Origin of the sequence: Helicobacter japonicus, assembly GCF_000762845.2 — a bacterium.
Lineage (GTDB): Bacteria > Campylobacterota > Campylobacteria > Campylobacterales > Helicobacteraceae > Helicobacter_C > Helicobacter_C japonicus.
This window is the reverse complement of record NZ_JRMQ02000010.1, coordinates 44,466-65,424: the sequence shown is the minus strand read 5'-3', so window position 1 is coordinate 65,424 and position 20,959 is coordinate 44,466. Positions and strand designations below refer to the sequence as shown.

The following is a 20,959-nucleotide window of genomic DNA, read 5'->3' as shown; positions in this document are numbered from 1 at the left end:
GTTATGCCATTGTCCCCAAGAGTTAAGATTCTAGTCTGCTATCACAAAGTAAGCCCCATTATTGCAAATGAAATATTACAGCCAATTTTGGTAGGTGCAACACAAGCAGACCAAACTATACGAGAATCTTTAGAATTTGCTTGTGCTAAACAAGGGATAAAACTTGCTAGAGACGATGATATTTCGGGGGGGGGGGGGCATACTCTTATAGCTTAAAAAAAGAAATTTCTTTACTCAATCCTTATTTTTGCGAACTCACTGCAATGTATTGGGCGTGGAAGAATCTTGATGCAGATTATTATGGTTTGTTTCATTATCGGAGGGTGTTTGACTTCACATCAAATACATTTTTTGCAAAACTTAAATCAGCTTTCACTCCCCAAAGTCGCACCATAGCTAAATATCACCTTGATAGTGCTTCTATCACTTCATATTTGCAAGATTCTTCTATTGATATAATTATTCCTAAAGCCTTATCTTTGCGCCCAGACATAAACGCGTATGAGAATTTTGCGTGTGGAGGGCATAATATAAAGGATTTAGATAAGGCGATTGCCTATATTAAAGAAACTTATCCATTTATGACAGATTCTATTACGCAGACACTTTTTACAAATGGTGCAAAAATATGTTATTGGAATATGGCAATTTGGCGTAAAGAGGTATTTTTTGCATATTGTGAGTGGATTTTTGATGTGCTTTTTGCGTTGCAAGAGCAGATTGATTATACATCATACAATGCCCACGAAGCGAGAGTTTTTGGATTTTTGGGTGAGTGGCTTTTTAATGTATGGCTTCACTACCAGCTAAAAATGCGTAAGTTGAATGTCCGTGAAGTAAAAAGCAAACTCCTTTATAGTAGGCAAAGCAAATTCTTTGGTAAAGTCAGCTCAAATGATTGTGAGCGATATTATTTTTTATTTCTTCGCATATACAAAAAACCTATTTCGCCCCCCCCCCCCCACATCTGCACTCAAAAGCTTAATAAGGAGTAAGTATGAATATAAAAATTTTAGTGTGTTATCACAAAGTAAGCCCCATTATTGCAAATGAATGTTTGCAGCCTATACTTTTGGGTGCGGAAAATGCAAAACCACAGATAAAAAACGAGCTGGAGCGACTTTGTCAAAAGGTGGGAGTGCCACTTTTATATGATAATAATGGAGAGCATATTAGTGAGCTTAACCCTTATTTTTGCGAACTCACCGCAATGTATTGGGCGTGGAAGAATCTAGATTCTGATTATTATGGGCTTTTTCATTATCGGAGGGTGTTTGATTTTAGAGATTCTACTCATTTTGATATGCCTAGAACACAAAAATATTATTATGATTCCATAAGAGGTTTTTCAAGTGATTTTTATCAGCAATATGGGCTTAATCCTCAAAATATTATTAAATCTCTAAAGGGTTATGATATAGTGCTTCCAACTTTGGTTATTGACCACGATAATAAGCAGAGAGCACAGCATTTATCGCTATATGAGTTATATGATGAGGTGCATTATATAAAAGATATGGATTTAGCCTTAGAGTATATTAAGTCAAAATATCCATTAATGTATGATATTGCATTAGACACACTCAATAAAAAGCCTATGTTTTGGTATATAGCAAATATGTATATTATGAAAAAGTATTTATATTTTGAGTATTGCAAGTGGATTTTTGATATTTTATTTGCTATTGAGCCTTTGAGTGCCTATAAAAATTATGATACTTATCAAGCGAGAATTTTTGGATTTTTGGCAGAACGATTATTCAATGTATGGATTGCTTGTATAAAAACACAACAGAATCTTAAAATAAAAGAAGTGCCTTTAGTATTTTTTAAATTTAGGGCAAAAAGAAAATGGTTAGGCTGGGTGCAGGAGGGTAATGTTAAAAGATTCTATATGTGTAAGTTACGCGTCATAAAAAAATATATAGATGAGGCTAAATCCTAATGTGCAATAAAGTTCAAAGAGGCAATAAGATTTTCAATCTTGCCGATGTGAAAATAGCGCGTTTTAGGCTCGGTGAAATTGTCTTATGGCTTTGTATGTTGCTTGCGGGAGTTGCTCTAGCTATCTTGCCATTTTCTTATAGCTATATAAGTATCAAAATCCCTATTCAACTGCTGTATATTGCATTCGGTGTGTATCTACTTTGTTTTTGGCGAGATATGAAAGCTATCAAAGCCCTCATCTTGCCTCTTAGCTTTATGGCTATTATTGTAATAATGGCGTATATCTCACTTTTGTATGCAGTGAATGTGCCAGAGACTAAGAATCTTATTCGTTGGTATCTGCTTGAGCCTAGTCTTTTTATGATGATGAGTTTTCTATTCACACTTTCTTTGAAGCAAAGCCAACAGAGGATATTTTTTATTTTACTTTGCTGTGTGATTTTCTATCACCCTTTGGTTACAATTTATGATTTTTATGCTAATGGTGGTGGGAAGCTCGGTTATCGTGCGATGTTACCCCATTATCATATCCCTGCTACGGGATATAGTTTTTATTTGCTCTTTGCTTTTAGCTTTGCGTATATAGGCTTTTTAAAGACAAAGGGTTTTATCAAATATATCTATGGCATATTCGCTCTTTTAGGAATCTACGCCTTTGTGTGTAATGGTGGAAGATTTGCGGCTTTGGCACTTATTGTGATGATATGTGTGCCTCTTGCATTTTTTGTCTATAAGCGTAAAAAAATAGCTCTTTTGGGATTATTTATCACTCTTTGTTTTGGTGCTTTTGTGCTTTATCATTTCAGCTCCTCGTGGCAGGATAGATTTAATTTTTATAAGATAGTGAATAATTTTTCACAGGTATGGCACACACCTCCGGCAGAAATGGGGCAGTATCTCAATGGAGCGTGTCAAAATGACCCTTGGCTTATTTGTTCTCCGCATTCGCTCAACAAGCATTCACAAATTTATATGGAATACTCAAGTCTAGCTAGAGTTTCAACACTCAAATCCACGCTCCTTGCCATAGTTGATAATCCACTGCGCCCTAATGGCTATCATTTTCAGCAATTTCCTTTTAATATTCAGCAGATTTTTCCACTCGAATCTATCAATCACCCATTTTCACTTGCTCCTTATAAGGATACCTTTATTTCTCATAACACGCATAATCATAATTATCCCTCTTCGGTGTGGTTTGAGTTAGGACTTGTGGGCTTTATAGGATTTAGCTTATTTGTAGGGTATTTTTTCTATGCACTCTATAAGGCAAAAATTGATTTTAGCTCTAAAGATTTTACTTCTATAAATGCGAGCTATATATTTGTCGGAAGCATAGGTTTAGCATTGCTTGGCTTAATTGTGGCAAATGTTTTTGATTGTTTCCCTGTGCGTGATGGACAAATCTTTTTGTTTGTGCTTTGTGGTGTATTTTTGGCTCATTTTAGAATCTTAAAGGATAGTTAATGCAAGAGATTCAAGAAAGTCCCCTCGTATCTGTAATAATCCCAATCTATAATGTAGAAAAATATTTGAGAGAATGCCTAGATTCTGTAATCAATCAAAGTTATACAAACCTAGAGATTATTTGTGTGAATGATGGCAGCACAGATTCTAGCGGAGAAATCGTGCAAGAGTATGCAAAAAAAGATTGCAGAATTGTTTATATAGAGCAGCAAAATAGCGGACAAAGTATAGCAAGAAATGTAGGATTAGAGAGAGTAAAAGGAGAGTGGATTTATTTTTTAGATGCTGATGATTATATTGATTTAGATTGTTTAGAGGAAATGGTAAGTGCTTTAAGATATGGTGATGTCGTGTGTAATACAAATATTGTATTTGAATATCCTACACATAGCGAAACTTGTCTTTATCAAGCAAAAAAACAAGGCATTTTCACACTCAATCCTTGCACAATAAAATTTTTTGAATATTATGCAGTTCATATTTTATTTAAAAAGGATATTATTAAACATTATGGTATTATTTTTCCTCTTCATAGGAGTAATGCTGAAGATTCTGATTTTTTGTATCGCTATTTATGCTTTATGCCTCGTATATGTTTTATTAATACAAGTATTTATCATTATCGGCAAAGGCAAGATTCTACCATAGGCATTTTGCAACAAACACAACAATTTCCGCTTGAACCTTTAGATACTTTTGCTTCAATTTATGATTGGTATAAGCAATATGGAGTTTTGGAAAAATATAGCTTACCCTTCAAGCTTTTGTATAGCTTTTCTCTGCAACATTCTAATGCTGAAATTTTCTTTATAAAAGCTAAAAATTTGGTTAGAAATTTAGGCATTGCTTGGGATATTGTATGTAACGATAAGATAATGCAAGTCTTTATGGAAACTCACAATGCGAAAGAATTTATACATAAAAGAGATGTAATGCAAGGGACATTGGAGCGAGAGTTTAGAATCCGACTTTTCAAAGAATATAATGTGGTAAGACTCTTTGGCATTACATTCTATGAGAGATTTGCATATAGCGCAGATTCTGCGGGGGGGGGGGGGTATAATGTAGCCTCTTATGCTCCTCTTTTATTCAATCTCAACTTAAAAAGAGAGCGACAATTTGCATTTATAGCAGTGAGGGCGGCATAAATGCGAGAGTTTAAGCCCCAAGATAAGCCTTTAGTTTCAGTGGTTATCCCAATTTATAATGTGGAGAAGTATGTGGCACAATGTTTAGATTCTATTATCAATCAAAGTTATACAAACCTAGAGATTATTTGTGTGAATGATGGCAGCACGGATAGCAGTGGAGCAATCGTGCAAGAATATGCTAGAAAAGATTATCGAATCCGCTACTTTGAGCAAGAAAATCAAGGTGGAGGTGTAGCAAGAAATACAGGATTAAAAAAAGCAAGGGGAGAGTGGGTTTTAATTTTTGATTCCGATGATTATATGCGTTCTTTTGCTATAGAATCTCTTCTACAAAGAGCATTGCAGAGCAAATCACAAATCGTTATAGCTAAAAGTGAGGAGTTAAGTGAAAATGGCAATATAGTGCCTATGGATTGGGCTTTGCGTTTAGATTTGCTCCCTCAAAAAGAGATTTTTAACTATAAGGATATGGGAGATTGTATCTTTGGATTTTGTGTTGGTTGGGCGTGGGATAAGCTCTATAATCGTGCCTTTATAGAATCTCATAACTTGCGTTTTGAGCCTGTGAAATCAAGTAATGATTTACTTTTTACTTTTAGCTCGTTGGTTCAAGCAGATTCTATAAGCGTATGCGAAAAAGTGCTTTTTACTCATCGTAAGCATAGCACTTCAGTAGAGAGTAGCAGGGATAAAGTTCCAACTTTATTTTTATCTTCTGTATCAAAATGGCGAGATTCGCTCATAAAGATGGGCATTTTCTCACAAGTGCAAAGAAGCTTTATGAATTGGACATTAAGCTTTTGCCTATGGCATTTGCATACTTTAAAATCTAATGAGGCGTATTATCAATTATTTGTAGCTTTAAAAATAGCATTGTGTGATTTAGGTATAAGCCATTACCCAAAAGCAATGTTTTACGACAAAAAGCATTATGCTCAAATGCGTTATATTTTACTTGTGCCACTTTGGCTCCATAAACTCAATAGTTTTAGGGTGTGTGATATAAAGGGTATTTTTCGCCTAAGGTTGAGTAGAAATGGGAGTGTGATTAGAATCTTTGGTAAAACTTTGTATAGCAATGGCAAACATTACTTGTAAAAGGAGCATAAAATGAAGGTCAAAAATTGCATTATAGGAGCGGGATTAGCAGGACTTACACTTGCAGAGCGTTTAGCAAATGTGAGAGGAGAATCTGTGCTGCTTGTAGATAGGCGAGGACATATCGGGGGTAATGTGTATGATTATGATGATGAGGGTATTTTGGTGCATAAATACGGCACACATATTTTTCACACTAACGATAAAAAAGTATGGCAGTATGTGAATAGATTTAGTAGATTCTATCCTTATATGCACGAAGTCAAAGCTTTTGTAGATGGACATCTCCTCCCCGTGCCTTTTAATCTTAACTCTTTGTATATGGCATTTCCTGCAAAAATAGCACAAGATATAGAATCTATGCTTTTAGAGAAATTTGCCTATGGAAGTAAAGTGTCTATTTTAGAACTACAAAAAGTGCCAGAATTGAAGTTTTTAAGTGATTTTATTTATGAAAAAATCTTTTTGCACTATACGCTGAAGCAATGGCAATGTGTGCCACAGGAGTTAGATGCTAGTGTATTTGAACGCGTGCCTGTAAGCATTAGTCGCGATAATAGATATTTTCAAGATATATTTCAGGGAATCCCAATGCAGGGTTATACTAAAATGTGTGAAAAAATGATTGAAAATCCTCTTATTCACTTAAAGCTAAATTACGATTATAAAGATATAGCAGATTCTATTGAATGTGATAGAGTTTTTTATAGTGGGGCGATTGATGAATTTTTTAACTATGAATTAGGCGAGTTGCCTTATAGAAGTTTGCATTTTGATTTTATGCGCTTTGGACGAGAGTATTTTCAAAGTGGGGCAGTTATCAATTATCCAAATAATTATGATTATACGCGTATTGGCGAGTATAAATATTTTTTAGATGTTAAAACACCTCATAGTATTGTAAGTTTTGAATATCCAAAAGCGTGGCATAGAGGCGATGAGCGGTATTATCCTGTGCCAAATGCCACGAGTGCTGCGATATATGAAGCCTACGCGCGTAAGGCAAAAGAGCTTAAAAATGTGGATTTTATCGGGCGTTTGGGAGAATATCGTTATTATGATATGGATAAGGTAATAGCTGCTACATTGAATTTTTTTGAGAATCTAAAATCGTAGATTCATAATGTTGGGTAAAGATGCATATTAAAATAAAGCAACTTAATGCAAGGCACATTGTGGATTTTCATAATCTTGTAGTTGTGTTATGCCATTTTCTCCACACACCCTACAATGTGGATTGCGTTTAAGTTTGATTTTACGAAAGTTCATTGTGAGCGTATCAACGCTAAGAAGCTGATTATACAAAGGCTCACCAATATTTGTGATAATTTTTAACACTTCTGTTGCTTGAATACTTCCTAAGATTCCAGCAATGCTACCAAATACTCCAGCACTCGCACAATTTGGGACACTTCCCTCCGGCGGTGGGCTATCAAACACACAAGCATAACACGCACTTTGCTTTGGCTTGATACTCATACTTTGTCCGCTAAAGCGCAAAATCCCTCCGTATGAATAGGGTTTATTAAGAAGCACACACGCATCATTGATAAGGAATTTTGTCGCAAAATTATCACTTCCATCAACAATAATATCATAATGAGATAAAATCTCAAGCGCATTATCAGCTTTAAGCATAGTGTGGTGGGTGCTTACATCAATATGAGGGTTGAGCGCAAGGAGTTTAGATTTGGCAGATTCTATTTTTGGAATGCCTATTTCTGCGGTGGTGTGTAAAATTTGTCTTTGCAGATTGCTTAAATCCACAGCGTCTTCATCGATAATGCCTATATGCCCTACACCAGCGGCGGCAAGGTAGAGTGCCACAGGTGAGCCAAGCCCTCCTGCACCGATAATAAGCACACTCGATTCTAAAATCTTAGCTTGACCTTTGAATCCACATTCTTTGAGGCGAAAATGCCTCGCATATCTTCTTAGTTGCTCATCAGTAAAGTTATACATTAAGGGTTGCCTTTGAGTATATCTAATGCTTGTGTGCAAAGGCTTTTCCACGCACCATTATGTTCTATGAGCTGACATTGCTCAAAAGTAGCTTGTGAGTCTCGTCCAGAAGCCTTAAGCAGCGAACCTTTGAGGTAGAGTGCTTTTTGTTTGTTGTCATCATTAATATTTTTATTGAGGAGATTGTCAAGCACAGCAATAGCCTCATCTATACGTTGTGTGCGCGTGTAGCTTTGTGTGAGAGCAAAATCCACATAAGGAGAATCTGCCATATCTTTTGTAAGCTTTTGCAGACGCAAAATATCTTTAGCATAAATTTCAATACCTGCCTCGTCTCTTTGGGTTTCTGCGTCTTTGAGGAGGCTAAGATTTACGCGAAACATTTGGGGATTGTCTTTTTGGTTAGCTGTCAAAAATGCATAAGTATTGAGCGCACTCTCTTTGTCATTAAGCTGTGTGAGTGCGTCAAAAAGCACAAAACCCACATCATAATATTGTGTTTTTTGTAGATTTTTAGCAAGTTCTAGTGCATCTCGTCCTGCCCTTGCCGCACTTTTGCTATCGCCGAGTTTAGAGAAATTTAATGTATCACGATAAAGCCATTCAAGCTTTTGGGACAAATCTTTAGAATCCTCTGCCATATTTGCAGAGATTTGAGCTGCTTCTTTGTTGAGTGCTTGGGAATAAAAGCAGTCAAAAAGTTGCATTTTTTTGTCTTTATCAATCTCCACTTGTGGATATTGTAAATAGATAGAAGCCATACTCTTACAATCATTGTTATTAAGAGCATTATTAAGCATTGCAGTATAGCTTTGCCCTATGAGTGGAGTGTTTTTAAGTTTATCTTTAAGTGCTAAAACTTCTTCATACTTACCCTCGTCAAAAAGTGTTTGAGCTTTAAGGGCAAATGCTTTTTCTTGTTCGGGAGAATTGGCGTAATTTTCAATAATATAGTCATATTTTTCTATTTTTGAATCTGCACTTTCATCAGCTGCTAAATCAAAGAGGAGTTTATCATCTCTTTCTTTAACTTCATCTGCCAAGGGGCGATGTTCAAATTCTTGCATAAAAATTTTATTGATTCTATGTGCATCTTGCACGGCATTAGCAGCTTGATACCATAAGCTTACATTGTTTAAAAGTTCTTCTTTATTAATATCATCACTTAGGAGATGTTCGTAGAGATATTCACCAAGAGCTGCAGCGATAGGGTAAAGCCCCTCTTCTGCTAGGAATTTTAAGAAATTATAATTTCTAATAGGATATTTTGTAATGTAGCTTGGATTGACTTTTAACATTGTTTCAAGGAGTTTTTGGGCTTGGTCTTTTTCGTGATGAATAAGATGAAAATTACTCCACTCGATTGCTATTTCACTTGCACTATCTAAGTCTTTTGCTTCTTGATAGGCTTGAGCAAAGAGTTTAGTAGCGACTTTTCCATCAGTGCCGCTGTTAAAGTGTTTTGCAAGTGCCATTTTGGCAAGGGGCATATAGTGTGATTGCGGATATTCACTAATCAGTCTTTCAAGATAATATTTTGCCTCATCTGGGATTCTCATCTCTGCATACGCATTGCCAAGATAGTAAAGCACTTCAGGTACATTTGCATCTGTTGGGTATTTTTTTATCCATTTTGTTCCCATATCGGCGATCATATCACTATTTTCAGTAGAATCAAAATGCTCTAATGCGCGAAGACGGAAGAGGAGAAGGTCTTTTGCAAAAATTGTTTTAGGATAAGCAGTGAGCGTCTCATCAATAAGTTTTACAGCTTCTATATGGGCGTGATTTTTTATTAAAGTTTTGATTTGGCTATAAGTAGCAAAATCCTCACCTTCATCATAGTGTAATGGTCCTCTATTAATGTCAAGATCATTAAAAAAGAGTTCATTGTTTTTAATAATTTTAATAGGAAAATTTAAGCCATTTGGCTTTTTTTGATGTGCGTAATCATTGAGGAATGGAATCTCATTTTGATAGCCGATAATTTGCCAAGCTGAACTTTTGCGTGGCTGTTCTTTGGTGATGAGAGTAGATGTCTTTAAATCACTGGGTGTGGCAAAAAGTTTGATTTTATGTTTTGGTTCAATGTAGAGATAGAATCTTCCATCAACCACACGACTCCAAAAGCGAAAGAAAAGCGTTTGTGTAGGAGAAAAACTTGCAATAGGTGTGCGATCAAGAGTGCAAACAATGTGAGTAACTTCATTTTGTGTGTTATGGTTTTCTACACATTCTAAGGGCTCACTATGTGCAATATTTAACACAGAAAAATACTCTTTTAATTCTTTGCCATAATTGATTGTAACATCAAGTCCGAGGGCATAGAAAGGAAAAAGACACACAAAAGCCACCACAAATTTTTGCACATACACTCCTAAGGTGGCTTAAAAGTGAGACTTAAAAACCACCACTTCCAATATAGTTTGCAATAATATCAAGCAAATTTTGGACCATAAATATACAGCCTATGCTCACAATAGTGGTGATACCTAAAGCAAATATACTTGAAGTTTCAAGTGATGCACGATGAGGGATAGCATCTCGTGGCTCTTTAGCAAAAACATAAATTATTACTTTAAGGTAATAAAAGGCAGCAAGTATGCTGTTTATCGCCATAATGACTGCAAGATAAACATAATCAGCACTCAACACGCTTTGCATAAGATACATTTTTCCCCAAAATACACAAAATGGAGGAATACCACCGAGCGCAAACATAAAGAGTGTGAGTAAGATGGCAAGTGTAGGATTTGTTTTTATCAAACCACTAAGAGATTCAAAGGTATGGCTATCATTATTTGTGTCTTTGCAATCTATACTTAACCATAAGATTCCAAAAGCACCCAAATTTGCAAAAATAAAGAAAAACCAATACAAAAATACAATTTCGGGAGCATTGATTAAAATCGCACCAAGAACAAATCCTGAATGCGATATAGAACTATAAGCAAGCATTCTTTTAACATCTTTTTGCACAAGAGCTATAAGATTTGGCACACTTATGGTGAGAACAACAAAGGCATAGAGTGTATATTCTACAAATGGGTTGTGAGATTGGGTGAATACGCCCAAGATTCTAATAAGCACTCCAAGAGTTGCAATTTTTGGTGCAATAGCGATAAATGCAGCGAGAAGTGAGTTTGAACCTTCATATACATCTGGTCCCCAAGTGTGAAAAGGCACAATAGAGATTTTAAAGCCCAAAGCACAGAATAAGAATATAAAACCTGCAAGCACTAAAAAAGAGAATTTACTTGATTCTTTATCAAGGAAAAGTGCAATATGTGATATTTCTATACTGCCTGTGGTAGCATATAAAAGAAGTGCGCCAAAGGCATATAAGGCTGTGGCTAAAGCACCCATTACAAAATATTTGATGGCAGCTTCAAAAGCTTGTGCTTTATTATGAAGTGCAATAAGTGTATAAAGACTTAAAGAAGCACATTCTAGCCCCAAGAGGATAAGAATAAGATTCTCACTTGAAACCATAAAGCCAAATCCTGCAATGGCGAATAAAAGGAGTGCGTAAAATTCGGCGTGTTGCGTTTCTTCTAATGTATTTTTATGCATTAAAAAGAGCAGGATTATAAAGGTAGAGATAAGAATAATAAACTGCACAAGGAGAGAATATCCATCGACAAGCAAGAGATTAAAAAAGCCAAATTGACGTGTAGGATTTCCCTCAAGGATTAAGAATCCAAGATTTAAAATCACAAAAAGCATACTGATAGCAATATAGAGCTCACGTGATTTTGTTTTACTGAATATGCCTACTCCAAGCAGCACAATGCCGCCAAGAAGTGAAATACACATAGGAATGAGGAGTGGCAAGTTAAGTTGCATAAATGAAAAATTCATAGATTCTGGCATATTAATCTCCTATGTTTGGGATAATAAGCACCCCTTCATCATCAAAGTCATTAGGGATATGTTCGTAAGAGTAAGGATTTTGCCCTTCTATCATACGATCAGTAACGTTGCTAGGTTTTTTGAGCTCAATCATTTGAGTAAGCGTTTGTGCGCTTGTATTGATAGGGTTAAGCAAGGGTTTTGGATACACACCAAAGGCTATGATGATTGCTATAATAGGTGCAAAGACAATTTTTTCTCGCAAACTAAAGTCCTTTAAAGTGCTGTATTGAGGTGATGTAGTGCCTAGAAAAGTTTTCTTAAAGACAATGAGCATATAAATTGCTCCTACAAAAAAGCTACTTCCGGCTAAAAATGTCATTATTGGATTAACTTGAAAGAATCCATATAAGCAAAGCACTTCTCCTACAAAACCCATAGTCAAAGGTAAGCCAAGAGAACACATCATTACAATACCAAAAGTGGCACTTAGATTTGGCATACTATGCGCTAAGCCTTGAATCTTGCTTATTTGTTGGGTTTGAATTCTCTCATATATACAGCCTATGAGGAAAAAGAGTGCAGCTATTACGAGTCCGTGTGATACCATAAAGAATGTAGCTCCACTTATTCCTTCAGTATTGAGTGAAAAAATACCTAGCACGATGATACCCATATGTGAGATAGAACCATAAGCAAGAAGGGTTTTGATATCTTTTTGCACAAGACTTAGCATTGCGCCATATACTATCATTAAAACACATATAATACTGATAATAAAGCTCATCGAGTTGCTTGTATCTGGAAAAAGAGGCAGGACAAAGCGTAAAAGCGCATACGTTCCCATTTTGCTTACAACTCCTGATAAGAGAGCAGAACCTATGATAGGTGCTTGTGTATAGACATAGGGTTGCCACGAATGAAACGGAAAGAGCGGAATCTTGACTGCCATACCAAGAAAAAATGCAATAAAAAGCCATTTTTGAATCGAAGCATCAAGAGAGAGTTGATACCAATCAAGTAAATTAAAATTCCACGCACCCATAGTGAGCTTATATTGATAAGCAAAGTATAAAATACCTACAAGCATAATAATTGAGCCACTAAAAGCATAGATAAAGTATTTGATACTTGCGTAGATTCTCTTCTCACCACCCCATATACCAAGTATGTAGAGTATAGGTAAAATTGAAATCTCCCAAAAGATATAAAAGAGTATAACATCAAGCACACAAAATACACCCATTGTAATGCTTTCAAGGAATAAGATTGCAATGGCTACCGAAGTTTTGATATATTTAAAGAGGCACAAAGCAAGGAATACGACAAATGCGTTAAGTGCGATGAGGAAAAGAGAAATACCATCAATTCCCACAGAATAGCTTATACCATAGGAATGGACAATTTCTATATGGTTAAGGAATTGAATCCCTCCGTAATTGACATTAAATTCATTCCATAAAAGCAGGACAAAAAGCAATTCAAGTGCTGAGACTATAATCGCAAATATGCGCCCTTTTTCACCTTTAAGTATATATAAAATAACCGCGGCAAATGCTGGGAAAAAGATAACAATATTTAAAAGATAATTCATAATTGCCTCCATATAAAATAAGACACACACGCAAGGAGTAAGACACACAAACCTCCAATAATGAGTTTAAGCATACGCGTGAGTGAGCCATTTTGTATAAGGGAGAGTTTGCCGCCCAATGCTTTTGTATAACGCGCAAGAGAATCTACAAAATAATCAATACAGCCCAATTCTATTTTTTGCCATAGGAAAATAGCACATTTATGATAAGGTTTGATGAAAAGATTCTCGTAAAGTTTGGGGATATAGTAATTATTACTAAGAATCTTGTAGATAAAAGTATGTTCCCAAAAGCTTCCAAAGCCACCTTTAGCATATTTGATAATACTAAAAAGAGCCACAAGACATACAAGAGTGAGCGTAGAGCCAATAAGGAGCAAATGTGTTTGTGTCGGTAATTCAGGAAGTGCGTAGGGTAAATGTATGCTTAAGAATTTTTCAAGTATAGCTCCGAGTCCGGCAACCATAGAGAGGATAGCAAGAGGTAACATTGCAAGAAGCATATAAGAATAGGCTTCATGTGGGTTTTCAGAATGAGATTTTGGCACAAAAAATACAAGCATAAGCAACCTAAAGCTATAAAATGCTGTAAAAAGTGCTGAAACAAACAAAATTGCCCATATAAAAGTATGTTGAGAAAAAGCGACTTCTAAAATTAAATCTTTAGAGAAGAATCCTGCAAAAGGATAGATTCCAGCAAGTGCTACAGAAGCGATACACATCATAATCATTGTATAACGCAATGGTTTATATAACCCACCCATTTTTGTAATATCAAGCTTATCATTCATAGCGTGCATTACATTGCCAGCACCTAAGAAAAGGAGGGATTTAAAGAATGCGTGAGTGATGAGGTGGAAAAGGGCAATCCAATACGCCCCAAAGCCTGCTGCCACAAACATATAGCCAAGTTGAGAGAGTGTGGAATAAGCAATAATGCGCTTTAAATCTTTATTTACAAGTGCCATACTCGCACCAAAGATTGCTACAAATGCACCAAGAGAAGCAATAAAAAAGCCAACATCAGGAATCATTTGGTAGAGTGGATTTGCACGCACGAGAAGATATACACCCGCAGTTACCATCGTTGCTGCGTGGATAAGTGCTGATACAGGAGTTGGACCTTCCATAGCATCAGCAAGCCAAGTATGGAAAGGGAATTGAGCAGATTTACCCATAGCTCCTACAAAGAGCAATGCACCAATCCATAAAAGCAAGCTTGTATCAAATTGTTCTGTTTGTAATAAAGCAAATATTTCTTCATATTTGAGACTTTCGCAATGATAAACAATCAGGAAAATACCTATAATTAATGCAAGATCGGCTATTCTGTTCATCACAAAGGCTTCTATGGAGGCAAAATTTGCACTTTCTTTTTCATACCAAAAGCCAATAAGGAGATAAGAGCACAGACCTACGCCTTCCCAGCCTGCAAAGAGTCCTAAGAAATTATCGCTCATCACGAGAAGCATCATTGAAAATACAAAGGCACTAAGGTAGCTAAAATAGCGATTAAATCCCTTATCGTGTTTCATATAGCCGATAGAATATATATGCACAATTGTAGAAATGAGACTTACGACAATCATCATACTCACGCTAATGCTATCAACCATAAAACCAAATGAGCTATAAAAGTCTCCTGCTTCAATCCAATCTAAAAGGTCAATATAAATGACAATATCGGTTGTATATACAGCAGCAAAAAGTAGGCTTGAAGCGACAAAAGAAGCACAAAGCAAAAGTGTAGGGACAATACCCGCGAAGAGACATTTTTGTCTATGTCCAAAAAATGCGGCAAAAACTGCTCCTACAAGAGGAGCAAAAAGCGCAATATATACCATTTGAATGAGAGTTTCACTTGTCGGTATCATATTTTATCCTTTGAGATTCTCTAATGAGCTTATATCAAGCGTGTGGTGTTTTCTATACCAAATAACCACCAGCCCTAATCCTACAGCAATTTCTGCTGCGGCAATTGCAATGATAAAAAGTGCAAAAATCTCGCCTTGTAAATCATTAAGATATGAGGCAACCGCAACAAATCCGATATTAACACTATTGAGTAGGATTTCGGTTGAAAAAAATAGCATAATAATATTGCGCCGTCTCAATATGCCAAAAAATCCTATACAGAAGCATATTGCTGATAAAATCAAATAGTGATTAAGACTGACCATTATTGCTCCTTTTAATGCTGAGTATAATCCCTGCTACCATAGCTACAAGGAGCATAAAAGCAGCAATTTCAAAGGGAATGAGATATTTTGTGAAAAGCACATAACCAATCATTTGAATATTGTTCATTTCTGCAATATCAATGAGTTTTTGAGAATCTGCAACGATTTCTAGATTACTTCCTATTGAAGGCATACCGAAAGCTCCAACAAGCACGATAGCAATGCCCACACATAGCACACACGCTACCCATTCATTTTTGCGAGATTCTATAACTTCTTTTGAAGTATCAAAAAACATCATTGCAAACGCATAGAGTGCAACCACAGAGCCTCCATACACGACAATTTGCACTGCACCTAAAAATTCTGCATCAAGCACAAAGAATATGCCAGATACAAAAATCATTCCGCTTGCAAGTGCTGTCATTGCATAAAGAATCTGCGATGAGCTTACAACGATGAGAAAGCTTACAATACATAATGTGCTAAAGAGATAAAAAGCAATTGTTTCAAACATTTGCACCCTCCTGTGTGGGAGATTCTGATATTTTTGTATTCGATTCCGAATCTGTGCTGTTTGCTTCTTTTGTTAATACATAGCTTAATGGTGTTTGTTTGACAAGTTTATCAGCATTAGGGGATACTGACCCATAGCCATCAAATTCAAGTAGCGAGGAGGTGGATTCTAAAAGAATATCTTTATAGCCAAACAATGCTCGTTGTGTGCTTGCACTTTCAAATCGATCAGTATGCACAATAGCGAGTTCAGGGCAGACTTCTGCACATAATCCACAATAAATGCAACGTCCAAAATTAATGCTATAATCTAAAATTTTTTTACGCCCATCTGTATCCTGATCAGTAATAATGCGTATGCAGTTGCTCGTGCAGATTTTTTCACATAATCCACAACCAATGCAACGTTGTATGTCGGATTCTAGAAGTCGTTGTAGTTTATGTACAGCTCTATATCGAGGGCTTAAAGGAATTATCTCCAAAGGATAATGAATCGTTGCTTTTGGCGCAAAAAATGCTCCTAAAGATTTTTTAAGCCCAGCAAATAGGTCAAGACTTAAAGTTGTTTTGAGTGTGATACCTACGCGTGTAAGAAAAGCTTGTTTTTCACGCCTCTTACGAGGAGCTAAGACATAATAATCTGTTTTCATTTTATCTCCTAAAATAATAAAATGCAGCCTGTGAGAAGCACATTAAGCAACCCGAGAGGAAGCATAATTTTCCAACACATACGCATAAGTTGATCGGGGCGAACATGTGGAAATGTTGCTCTTACCCACATAAATAAAAAGATAAAAAAGCACACTTTGAGTAAAATTGCAATTCCACCAGGGATAAAGCCCCAGTCATTGAATCCACCGCAAAATATAAGGCTTAAAATAAAAGCAGTGGCAAACATATTAGCGTATTCGCCAATGAAAAACATTCCCCATTTTAAGCCGCTATATTCTGTCGCAAATCCTGCGGTAATCTCTGATTCGTGTTCAAGCAAGTCAAAAGGTGTGCGGTTAAGCTCAACATATGCTGCAATAATAAAAAGTACAAAGGCGAGAGGCTGTTTAAAAATAAGCCAATCAAGCACACCATCTTGCTGATAATTATTAATATCTACAAGAGATAGAGAACCAACAAGCATAAGAGGGGCAAGGAGTGAGAGAAAGGTAATGACTTCAAAACTTAGAAATTGTAAAGCAGCTCTCGCTCCACCAATAAGCGACCATTTATTGCCAGAGCTTAATCCTGCAAGAAGCGGCGCATAAATCCCACAAGAACTTACTGCTAAAACAAAGAGAATCCCTACATTGATATCAGAGATAATGGGCGTAATGGTATGTCCAAAAAGCTCAAATTGAGGGAAAAAGGGTATAGGAGCCATAGCAATAAATGCTGTGATAGCAGCAAGTGAGGGTGCTAGGATAAAGATAGGTTTAATGGCATTTTGCGGAATAATATCTTCTTTGACAAAGAGTTTGATACCATCAGCAAGCACTTGCAATAAACCATAAGGACCTACATAATTTGGTCCAATGCGTCTTTGAAAAAACCCCAATATTTTACGCTCTAAATATGTGCCAAATCCTGCAAGTGCAGAAAAAATAAGCAACACAACGATAATTTTTAATATTGTTTCAATAATGCCACCTGTCAAATCGCTCATATTTGTTCCTTATGTGAAATATGTAAATTCGTCCAAGCACTGGAAGCAAATATATCGTTTGCACCTTGGAGCATAGGACTAACGAGGAAGCAAGGCATATTGAGATAATAATCAATATATACTGTTCCACTAATATGGTGCGTAGAATCTGTAAGTGTAATATATTGACCTTCTTTTAACCCAAGCTCTTGCAAGAAAGATGCACTCACATAGATACCAACTTTGTTTTGTAAATGCACACTTTTTGCCGTATAAGTATTGAATTGTGAAGGAGAATTTAACATATAGGCATTATATGTGCGTTCATATTGAGGTAATGTAAGAGTGAGAGAATCAAGAGACGTTAAAGGCGTAAGGGGAAGATTCTTGAAACGATAACCACGCATATCTGTGCCATCATTTAAGAACTTATTGTCAAAATCATCAAACTCGCAACCACAGATAAGACTTGTGTAGTCAATAAGATAATCACCTTTCATATCAAAAGCTTTAGCAATATCACTTAAATCATAGCCTTGAAATGTAAGAGCAGGTTTAAGAGGTAAGATTCTGCAATCAATGCTTGTGTAAGTGCCTTCAAGTTGGTTGATAGCAGGGAGGATAAAATCCGGTGTATCTTGGGAAGATTTGGTTATATCCTTTGTGGATTCAGTGTATGGAGAATCTATGCTTATAAAATCAGATTCACATACAAAATCACCACTATCGCGGTAACCAATAATAAAATCCTCTTGTTGCTCAGCTTTTTTAGGACTTAAATCACAAATCATTGCTAAACCGAGTGCATTAGCAAATGGTGGCACAAGAATTACATTGATGATATTTTTATATTCTAAAATACCAAGTATTTGTGCGAGGATTTGTGCTTGAGAATCTGCATACACATCAGCTCCAAGCACGAGAGTTGGTTTGTTTTGACATATTGTGCTAAGTGCTGCAAACTGCTCGGGGCTTATTTGTGAATCTATAAGGGCTTGATAGATGATTTCTTCTTTCATCTCTTCAATTGTTTCTGTAACTTCTGTGCTTACTTCCTCGCCAGCTTCATTTTGTGAAGTAATTGTTTTTTTTACTTCCTTTTGTATAGGCGTTTTTATTATGCGTTTGCTTTCAAGGAGGGGTTGAATAATACTTTTTAATGTTTGAGTATGTTCATCATCACTCGGATTTGTATGAAGATAAGCAAGAGCCAAGCTTGCAACCGCAATACTTAGTGCATCTGGGTGGTAGCTTATGCTTGTAACACTCTTACTTAAGGCTGGTATAAGTGTGTCATTAAGTGGGTGCATATATACAGCTTGCGAGCCTTTAAGAATCTTAAGCTTATTATTTAACATATAGCGCAATGTAGGCACTTGATAATTAATCGCACTTCCTATGAGAATCACATTTTGAGATTCTTTAAAGTGAGAGAGGTGGTTTAGCATTGTTTTGTGTGCATAAGTAAGAAACGCATTGATAAAATGCTTAAAGTTAAGGGCTTCTTCATTATACAAAGAGTAGTTATTAAGCTTAGCGAGATGATTAAGCACAAATGCTTCTTCATTTGTTGTTTGATTGCCTACATTAATACCTGTCGCTTTTTTAAAGGCTTGAATGGCTGTTTGCAAATTTTGTGCTGGATTCACGCTTGAGCTTACATCATATGCATATCGCCCAGTGCCACAAATAGGATTAAAGTAAAAGTCATTTTTTACACGATAAATATGAGGTGTGCCGAGCATATCGTTATGGCGCACTTCATAGGTAAGCTTACAACCCATAGGGCAGTGGATACAAGTAGATTCTATTTTTTTAAGCTCCCACGCATTCGCCTTGTATTTAAAGTCATCTGTGCTTAAAGCACCTACAGGACATACACTAATACACTCACCACAATCAAAACAAGGTGTATCACTTACAAAATCAATTAATGCCTTTTGCTTTCGCGACCACACACTTAGAGCATCTTTTGGCATAGAATCTTTCCATAATGCACTATCAAGTGGCTCTAAATCAGCTTTTTGTGCTTTGAGCTTAGCTTCGCCAAGATTATCTTTACAGGTTGTTGCACAACGTTCGCACATAATACAAAGATTTGGGTCATAAACTGCTTTTGCCCAAGATTTGTGAGGTTTGTAGCTTTCTTTGATATGATATTCTTGAGTGCTTACTTGCATTTTTAAGGTATAGTTTTGTAGCTCACATTCACCACTTTTATCACATACACCGCATTGGAGTGGGTGATTTACATCATAGCTTTGCATAATGGCATTGCGTTCTTTTATAATTTCGGGTGTATGTGTTTGGATATTCATACCATCTTTTGCTTTAGAATTGCAAGAATAATTGCGTTTGCCGTCAATATCTACCATACAAAGCTTACACGCCATAGTAGGAGAACAACCAGAAAGATAGCAAATTGCAGGGATTTCAATACCCTCTCTGCGTGCTATTTGTAAAATGCTCTCTCCCTCATTGCAAGAGAGAGTTTGTCCATTGATTGTGATAGTAATTTTGCTCATATTATCACCTCGACTTTCTTATAAGGATAGCCCATATCGCCTATTTTTGAGAGATACAATAAAGCAATTGTGCCTTTTTTTGTATCATCACGCTCGCATATTGCTTCAATATGTTGAGATTCAAAATTAAGCGTAATGTGTTGTTTGTCTTTTAGTTTGAGTGTTGGGGCAAAAAGTGGCGGAATTTTTAAGGTATTAAGTGTAACAGAAGAGGGCATAATATACACAAAATTTCCGTTAGATTCAGGTAAATCTTCACATAATTCAAGTGAGATATGTTGTGGTGTTGCATAATCTTGAGAATCCTCGTATTCAGGCATAATAATGTTAATCTTATCACTTGCGCCAAGTATGCCACAAATGAGAGCAATATCTTGTGCGTGTGGATGAAGGGCTAATTCTTTTCCTAGAATAAGGGCTAGAGGTTTTTTGAGCGTATTTAAATATTTCATAATAGATTCCAATTCTTCTTCAGCGAGATTAGTCTCTGAAGAAAGATAGCCCACATCAATAAGTTGCAATTTTGTCTTAAGTTCTTGCGTAAAAGTATTTGTTGTGTTGAGCAATGGAGAGAGAGAGTAAGCTAAAAGCCAAGCAATACCGAATTCTGTGCCAACTTCATAGCGCAAGCATTGAATAGATTTATTTTCTGGCATAAAGAGTGGGTGTAAAGCAAAAAGCTGCCTGCAAGAAGGCATATCTTCCCAAAAGTAGCCAAAACTTATAAGAGTATCATAATTAGCAAAATCTTTTTTAACGGGTTTTTGTGAGATTTTGCTAATGAGTGAGGCAAATGCTTTCATTACTTTTTTCTCCTTATCACAATACTCCAATCTACTTCATTAAAGCGCAGACTATTTAAAAGCTCATCACCGCGTCCTAAAATGCAGTCAATAGCTTTTTGCACATTTGTAAATTCACGTACCTCAAAGAGAAAGATACCTACCTCTCCATTTTCTAAAGTATCACATAATTCATTTAAACGCTTGTCAAAATCATTGGATAAATGTCGTAAATCATATCGTTTCATA

19 protein-coding genes are annotated in these 20,959 nt (G+C 36.1%); 7 read left to right on the top strand and 12 right to left on the bottom strand.

Annotated elements, in window-relative coordinates:
• The first annotated feature begins 3 nt into the window (after positions 1 to 3).
• The 7 genes from LS65_RS07380 to glf are packed head-to-tail and all read left to right on the top strand — an operon-like array spanning position 4 to position 6,779.
• On the top strand, positions 4 to 216 hold the full coding sequence (locus LS65_RS07380) for a hypothetical protein (protein WP_138129819.1): 213 nt from the start codon (positions 4 to 6) through the stop codon (positions 214 to 216).
• A gap of 8 nt (positions 217 to 224) precedes the next feature.
• Entirely contained in the window at positions 225 to 995 is a 771-nt protein-coding gene (locus LS65_RS07375) for a DUF4422 domain-containing protein (RefSeq protein WP_268903709.1), read from the top strand.
• Between the two features lie 2 nt (positions 996 to 997).
• Positions 998 to 1,945 (top strand): DUF4422 domain-containing protein, encoded by a 948-nt coding sequence (locus LS65_RS07370; protein ID WP_034362210.1) that lies wholly within the window; start codon positions 998 to 1,000, stop codon positions 1,943 to 1,945.
• Entirely contained in the window at positions 1,945 to 3,414 is a 1,470-nt protein-coding gene (locus LS65_RS07365; RefSeq protein ID WP_138129817.1) for an O-antigen ligase family protein, read from the top strand. The genes LS65_RS07370 and LS65_RS07365 overlap by 1 nt, the downstream gene beginning before the upstream one ends.
• Entirely contained in the window at positions 3,414 to 4,562 is a 1,149-nt protein-coding gene (locus tag LS65_RS07360; protein WP_138129816.1) for a glycosyltransferase family 2 protein, read from the top strand. The genes LS65_RS07365 and LS65_RS07360 overlap by 1 nt, the downstream gene beginning before the upstream one ends.
• Positions 4,563 to 5,663 carry a glycosyltransferase family 2 protein gene (locus LS65_RS07355; protein ID WP_138129815.1) on the top strand — a complete coding sequence of 367 codons (1,101 nt, stop codon included), beginning with the start codon at positions 4,563 to 4,565 and terminating at the stop codon, positions 5,661 to 5,663.
• Between the two features lie 12 nt (positions 5,664 to 5,675).
• Positions 5,676 to 6,779 (top strand): UDP-galactopyranose mutase, encoded by a 1,104-nt coding sequence (glf, locus tag LS65_RS07350; protein ID WP_034362204.1) that lies wholly within the window; start codon positions 5,676 to 5,678, stop codon positions 6,777 to 6,779.
• 42 nt (positions 6,780 to 6,821) lie between these two features.
• Here the strand turns inward: glf and LS65_RS07345 are convergent, their stop codons facing one another.
• The 12 genes from LS65_RS07345 to LS65_RS07290 are packed head-to-tail and all read right to left on the bottom strand — an operon-like array spanning position 6,822 to position 20,958.
• Positions 6,822 to 7,625: a HesA/MoeB/ThiF family protein gene (locus tag LS65_RS07345; protein WP_034362203.1), complete on the bottom strand. Its 804-nt coding sequence runs from the start codon at positions 7,623 to 7,625 to the stop codon at positions 6,822 to 6,824.
• Positions 7,625 to 9,994: a tetratricopeptide repeat protein gene (locus LS65_RS07340; protein WP_034362201.1), complete on the bottom strand. Its 2,370-nt coding sequence runs from the start codon at positions 9,992 to 9,994 to the stop codon at positions 7,625 to 7,627. Before LS65_RS07340 ends, LS65_RS07345 begins: the two co-directional genes overlap by 1 nt.
• A 31-nt stretch (positions 9,995 to 10,025) precedes the next feature.
• Complete coding sequence (gene nuoN / locus LS65_RS07335; RefSeq protein WP_034362200.1) at positions 10,026 to 11,498, bottom strand: NADH-quinone oxidoreductase subunit NuoN; 1,473 nt, start codon at positions 11,496 to 11,498, stop codon at positions 10,026 to 10,028.
• Position 11,499: 1 nt separating this feature from the next.
• On the bottom strand, positions 11,500 to 13,071 hold the full coding sequence (locus tag LS65_RS07330; protein WP_034362199.1) for an NADH-quinone oxidoreductase subunit M: 1,572 nt from the start codon (positions 13,069 to 13,071) through the stop codon (positions 11,500 to 11,502).
• Positions 13,068 to 14,945, bottom strand: a complete 1,878-nt coding sequence (gene nuoL / locus LS65_RS07325) for an NADH-quinone oxidoreductase subunit L (protein WP_034362198.1) — start codon at positions 14,943 to 14,945, stop codon at positions 13,068 to 13,070. Before nuoL ends, LS65_RS07330 begins: the two co-directional genes overlap by 4 nt.
• A 3-nt stretch (positions 14,946 to 14,948) precedes the next feature.
• Positions 14,949 to 15,251 (bottom strand): NADH-quinone oxidoreductase subunit NuoK, encoded by a 303-nt coding sequence (nuoK, locus tag LS65_RS07320; RefSeq protein WP_034362197.1) that lies wholly within the window; start codon positions 15,249 to 15,251, stop codon positions 14,949 to 14,951.
• Positions 15,238 to 15,768 (bottom strand): NADH-quinone oxidoreductase subunit J, encoded by a 531-nt coding sequence (locus LS65_RS07315; RefSeq protein ID WP_034362195.1) that lies wholly within the window; start codon positions 15,766 to 15,768, stop codon positions 15,238 to 15,240. Before LS65_RS07315 ends, nuoK begins: the two co-directional genes overlap by 14 nt.
• On the bottom strand, positions 15,761 to 16,417 hold the full coding sequence (nuoI, locus tag LS65_RS07310) for an NADH-quinone oxidoreductase subunit NuoI (protein WP_034362193.1): 657 nt from the start codon (positions 16,415 to 16,417) through the stop codon (positions 15,761 to 15,763). Before nuoI ends, LS65_RS07315 begins: the two co-directional genes overlap by 8 nt.
• A gap of 8 nt (positions 16,418 to 16,425) precedes the next feature.
• Positions 16,426 to 17,415, bottom strand: a complete 990-nt coding sequence (nuoH, locus tag LS65_RS07305; RefSeq protein WP_201274343.1) for an NADH-quinone oxidoreductase subunit NuoH — start codon at positions 17,413 to 17,415, stop codon at positions 16,426 to 16,428.
• A 5-nt stretch (positions 17,416 to 17,420) separates the two neighbouring features.
• The gene (locus LS65_RS07300; RefSeq protein WP_034362188.1) at positions 17,421 to 19,928 is read right to left on the bottom strand and encodes an NADH-quinone oxidoreductase subunit G; all 2,508 of its coding nucleotides are present in this window, start codon (positions 19,926 to 19,928) and stop codon (positions 17,421 to 17,423) included.
• Positions 19,925 to 20,731: a hypothetical protein gene (locus LS65_RS07295; RefSeq protein ID WP_034362186.1), complete on the bottom strand. Its 807-nt coding sequence runs from the start codon at positions 20,729 to 20,731 to the stop codon at positions 19,925 to 19,927. Before LS65_RS07295 ends, LS65_RS07300 begins: the two co-directional genes overlap by 4 nt.
• A complete protein-coding gene (locus LS65_RS07290; protein ID WP_034362183.1) occupies positions 20,731 to 20,958 on the bottom strand; it encodes an NADH-ubiquinone oxidoreductase subunit E family protein in 228 nt (75 codons plus the stop codon). Before LS65_RS07290 ends, LS65_RS07295 begins: the two co-directional genes overlap by 1 nt.
• Position 20,959 lies beyond the last annotated feature (1 nt).